Origin of the sequence: Protofrankia sp. Cr1 (assembly GCF_963555865.1) — a bacterium.
GTDB lineage: Bacteria > Actinomycetota > Actinomycetes > Frankiales > Frankiaceae > Protofrankia.
This window is the reverse complement of record NZ_CAUVXO010000676.1, coordinates 1-2,612: the sequence shown is the minus strand read 5'-3', so window position 1 is coordinate 2,612 and position 2,612 is coordinate 1. Positions and strand designations below refer to the sequence as shown.

The 2,612-nt window shown below is 71.4% G+C and carries 1 protein-coding gene and 2 pseudogenes; all 3 read right to left on the bottom strand.

The genetic code is table 11. The features are described from left to right. A pseudogene (locus U9980_RS27835) lies at nt 1-1,632 on the bottom strand (lantibiotic dehydratase family protein); the annotation flags it as partial. A gap of 114 nt (nt 1,633-1,746) precedes the next feature. Next, entirely contained in the window at nt 1,747-1,932 is a 186-nt protein-coding gene (locus tag U9980_RS27830) for a hypothetical protein (protein WP_322770646.1), read from the bottom strand. A gap of 158 nt (nt 1,933-2,090) precedes the next feature. After that, nucleotides 2,091-2,612: pseudogene (locus U9980_RS27825) on the bottom strand (hypothetical protein); the annotation flags it as partial.

The following is a 2,612-nucleotide window of genomic DNA, read 5'->3' as shown; positions in this document are numbered from 1 at the left end:
ATCGCTCAGCGGCCCCCAGGACCAGGCGCACCACGGGCGGCATCCACTCAGGGCTAGGTGCTGCAGCAGCCGGGCCTCTGGCGGGAGGTAGCGCGGTCCGATCCGCGAGTACAGAACAGGGTTGACCCGTCGGCGATGAAAGCTCGACCAGAGCACGAGCCGGTCGCCGTCGGACACGAGGAGCAGGTCGTCGAGCCGGAGGTCACCGTCTCTAGACGGCAGCCCTATGGGGATACGGGCCTGGGCGAAACCGGTGGGCGGGGCGAGGGTGGCCAGTACCGGAAGGCGAGGCCGGGCCACGACTTCGGCGGTCATAGCCGTCGCTGGCGGTGAGATCGCCATGCCTGTGCGCGCGTGCGGGAGAAGCGACGCGAAGCGGCCGAGCGTCGATCCGGCGTCCTGAGTGCCGCCCAGGTAGACCGCGAGATGAAGCCGGCCGGCGGCGAGGTCTTCTTCGGAGGCGGCGAGCACCCGGGCGTACACCTCGGCGGTGGGCGGCGGTGGCAGATCCCGGTCGCATTCGTCCAGCGCGGCGACCGTCGCGGCATCCAGGACGATCTCGGTCTGGCCGCGGGCTGTCGCGCAGCCGAGCAGCGCGGCGAGGGCCGCCGTGCGCCGCGGGGATGGCGGCTCAGCCATGATGCCGGTCTCATCGCCGACGTCTCCGATGCCGGTCACCGGGTCGACCACGTCGACGAGTGGTACGAACCGGCATTGGCCGTATCTGTCGAGGAACCGGCGGTGGTAGTCGGCGAGCGTCCCCTTGGCATTACCCACTCGCCACAGGAGGCTGACAGCGTCGGCCGCGTCGTCGAGCAGCGATTGCGGCACGGCGATCTCGGCGTCGACCGCGACGTCGACGCAGATCGGATTCGCCTGTCCGGAGATCTCGTCGCACAGGCTTTACGCGGCGGTTAGCGCGCCGAGCCGGTCCGGCGTGCCCGGCGCGAACCGGTCGGCGGCGCGGAGACGGTCGCGTAGCTGCTCAAGCGGGGCTCGCAGCTCGCAGGTGGCAGGAAGTCGACCGAGAAGATGCGTGACCGGGTCGTCGCCGAGGTCGTCAGGGAGAATGTTTGTCAGCAGGAACCCGAGGCGGACCAGCTCGCGTACCGTGCCCCGCACCAGCGCCTCCGAGGCAGCTGGCCACGCGCCGCATACCGCGGCGATGATCGCCACATAGCTGGCGCCGGTCACGCAGACCTGAAGGATCAGGGTGATCGCCTCGGTGGCTCGCACGGTCACGAGCTGCGGCACATCAATCCCGGGTGGGCCCTGCCGCTCGTGCTCGAACCGCCGGCCACGGCGCCTGATCAGGTTGCAGGTGGTAAACGTCAGGTGCGCCAGCACATCTGGAGACGACAGGGCGCCGTCTGCGATCGCGGCCAGCGAGACAGGGCTCGGTGTGCTGCGGGGACGGTGGTCGCCGTCGAGGCGCAGCTCGCAGTCACGTTCGGCGACGGCCACCGTCTGGACACCAGCGAACACAGCACGCGGCGTCGGGCGCAGGCGCGCCCGACGGTCGTAGGCGCGGACCGTCGCCGTGAGGCGCTCGCCGTCGGGCGCGCGTTCGCCGCCCGCAGTGAGGGCCATTCGAGCAGCCTGGCGCGACGTGAGGAACATCCCCTCGACCACCACAGGGTCCAGAATGCGTCGGCCCTCCGCGTCACCACTGCGCGCCGGGAGCAGCGGGATGCGCGCCAGCACAGCCGCGCCCGGCAAGGGTGCGAACAGTCGCGATCGCACCAGCTAACCCCGGGGACAGTCCCGGCACGTCGCCGAGCAGCCCACGCTCAGGCAGGTTCCCGAACAGCCGTTGTCCGTGCAGTCCGTGGTCGTGTTCGACCCGGCGACATCGCGCACCGGCACCGCCCGGGTGCCGAGATCGAACAGGTCCGCGGTGAGGCGGTCGAGGACCGCCGTCTCGTCCGGCATACAAACTCCCCACACGATGGCCACCTTTTGCGGCCAGGTCGAAGCGACTCTGCCGCAGAAGGATCCGCAACGGCCAGGGTGTGACAGCGACAAGTCACATGTGACAACCAGAAGTCACACCGCCCACAGGCCTCCAGGACAGGTGCCTCAGGCTTCGGTCAGGAAGCCACCAGGGAGGCCCTGGCGGTTGTGAGCGCGCGGCCGAGGTCGGTGACCTCGATGACGGTGGGCCAGCGGCGGCGGAGGTCGACGTGGAGGCCAGTCGCGCGATCGAGGACGGTGATGTCCGCGTCCGGGGTGGCGGCGAGCGCGAGATGGCCGTGATGCGCGGCAGCGGCAGGGTCGGGCCGGTCAGCGGTAAGCAGCGCGCGGCCGATTGCGACATGCCCCCAGCCGACTCCCTGGGTGTCGTGGTCGTCGCCGTCGACGTAGGCGCGGGCGAGGTCGTCGGCCGTGCCGTGGTCGCCGAGCTGGCTGAGGGTGACAGCGGCGAAGATGAGCTGGTCGCCCGGGGTCCAGCGCATGGCGCGGCGGGACTGGGCGCGCATCTCGTCGAGCGCGGCCTGCGCCTCGCCGACGCGACCGGCGGCGGCAAAGGCCTCGGCCTCGTAGGCGGCGAGCCGGGCGCGCTGGCCAGGGTGAGCCGCCGCGCGGCCAGCCGCGGCGAGCGCCGCTGCCTT

Bases quoted from the DNA above. Each gene is read 5' to 3' on its own strand.
- U9980_RS27830 (WP_322770646.1), bottom strand. From the start codon at position 1,932: ATGCCGGACGAGACGGCGGTCCTCGACCGCCTCACCGCGGACCTGTTC.